We start from the raw sequence: 2,318 nt of genomic DNA on the forward strand, positions 1-2,318 counted from the left end.
CTCCCATCTGATATTTGTATCTTTTCTAGACAATAAAAATATAGAACGCTCTCTACTTTGAGGGACTTTATAAAAACATGCATTTACAACACTATCTTTATTAATATAATAATCTTCACTTAACTCTTTTCTAATATAATCAGGAATTAATATTCTTTCTCCATTATAATCAATTTTGGTTTTTAATTGTCTTGGAACATTTTCTAACAAAATAAATTTTGGTTTTACCTCTTTAATCACTTCTATTGCATATGATACTAATTGATTTCTTAAATCATGTGGGTCTTGCTTACCATGTTTACTCATTCCTTGGCAAGGTGGCGTTGCTATAATAAAATCAATATTATTTTGTTTTGCCTTTGTAATTATTTGACTTCTTATTTCATAATTTTTTATATCTCCAATTATTACTTCGCAATTAGGATATAAGTGCTTATAAAACTTTGCCCTTTCAGTTTCTATTTCATTAGCAATGCAAATATCTACTCCTATCTCCTCTAAATATGCTTCAGCAACTCCAACATTTGAAAACAGCGATAGCCCTTTTAATCTTACTCCACTCATTTTATTCTCCTAGTCATTTAATTCTTTAAGTAGTTCAATAAATATTTTTTTTACTAATAATGGTGGTATTCCTTCTCCAATACTATGTCTTATCAAGCTTTCATCAGCCCATTCTGGTATATTCCAATCTATCGGTAAAGACATCACTATCATTAATTCCAATATTGTCAAAACTCTTGGATTTGAATAAATTTTATGTCCATTTTTATCCTCTTCAATATATTCTCCTGGATGTACATTATCGTATGAACATATTGCTCCATTATATGTTGTTATTGTATATGCTGGCTTATCCCACCATTGTCTTCTATAGGTATTATCATGTCCTGATATACGTTCACCATTTGCTTTTTTAGGATAATATATATCATTTTCAAATGCAGATTTTCCTTCACTTGTATGTCTCATAATAATAACATGTCTTTCTTTATGAATAGGCGGTCTATGCCATTTTGATATACTTTCTCCTATATCTTTCTTTTTATAAAAATCTGGGAATATGTCTAATAATTTTTTTTCATCTTTCTTATATTCCTGTATCATTGGGTCTATGTCTGGTAAATACCCTATTGCATCTCTTAATGTAACAATTTCATCCTCTTTTTTCGGAAAATTCCATTTTATACTTGTATCCTTTCTTACCATTAAAAATATGGAACGTTCCCTACTTTGTGGAATTTTATGTTCAATGCATCTAACTACTCTATCATTTATATTGTAAAGACCATCTAATTCTTCCTTTATATATTCAGGTATTAAAATTTCTTTATCGTTATATCTTATCTTAGTTTTTAATTGTTGAGGTACATTCTCTACTAAAACAAACTTAGGTTTTAAGTCCTTTATAGCATTTATTGCATAGGTAACGAGTTTATTCCGTTTATCTTTAGGGTCTTGTTTACCTGCTGTACTCATTCCTTGGCAAGGTGGTGTTGCTATAATAAAATTAACCCCGGCTTCTTTAGATTTATTTATAATTTCTTTATATATATTTTCATCTGTAATATCTCCTACTATCATTTCTGTATTTGGATATACATGTTTATAAAATTTCGCTCTTTTTTCTACTAATTCATTTGCAATTGCTACTTCAATTTGTAATTCATCTAAATATGCTTCTGCAACTCCTATATTAGAAAATAATGATAACCCTATCAACTTTTCCATTTTTATCCCTCTTCTTTTAATAATTTTTTAAATTAACCTTATTCTTAGATATTATATCATAATGTATCACTGATTATAATCGTAAATATTTTCATAATATATACAATTAAATTAAAAACTATACTTAAAATATTATATCATTTTTAAGTATAGTTTCTCCAACTTCAGTAAAAACATCCGCTACTTATGGTACGACTCGTTATTATTAATTCTAAAAAACAAATAACCCTCGACAACACATTTCTGTATTGTCGAAGGTTTCATGGTGGAGGCGAGGGGACATATCCTTCCTACATCTCTGCAGGTATTGACTATATCTCTGTCCTATATTCTCATTATTAAATTTTAATACTGTATAGGACACTTGGCGTATTATAGAAGCATAGTTTAGTTTAATATCTTCTATCCTAGTATTCCATAGATTGATCCTTAGGAACCTATAAGTCGATACACGGCTGTTGAATTTCTTCACATACCACTCGGTATTGCCGTCAGCATCATCTGTTACGGTTTCACCGATAAAGCCAAGTTTTCACTTAGAAATTACTCTCTAAGGCGACTCTTTTGAATCGAACCCCTGTCCGAAA

2 protein-coding genes are annotated in these 2,318 nt (G+C 29.3%); both read right to left on the reverse strand.

Annotated elements, in window-relative coordinates:
• Nucleotides 1–564 (reverse strand): DNA cytosine methyltransferase (locus B2671_RS01985; RefSeq protein WP_346868916.1); only part of this gene is annotated, 564 nt, incomplete at its 3' end.
• A 9-nt stretch (nt 565–573) separates the two neighbouring features.
• The gene (locus B2671_RS01990) at nt 574–1,731 is read right to left on the reverse strand and encodes a DNA cytosine methyltransferase (protein ID WP_346868917.1); all 1,158 of its coding nucleotides are present in this window, start codon (nt 1,729–1,731) and stop codon (nt 574–576) included.
• Nucleotides 1,732–2,318 lie beyond the last annotated feature (587 nt).

The organism is Clostridium sp. UBA5119 (assembly GCF_002414285.1).
Classification (GTDB): Bacteria; Bacillota; Clostridia; order Clostridiales; family Clostridiaceae; genus Clostridium_J; species Clostridium_J sulfidigenes.

Bases quoted from the DNA above. Each gene is read 5' to 3' on its own strand.
- B2671_RS01990 (WP_346868917.1), bottom strand. From the start codon at position 1,731: ATGGAAAAGTTGATAGGGTTATCATTATTTTCTAATATAGGAGTTGCA.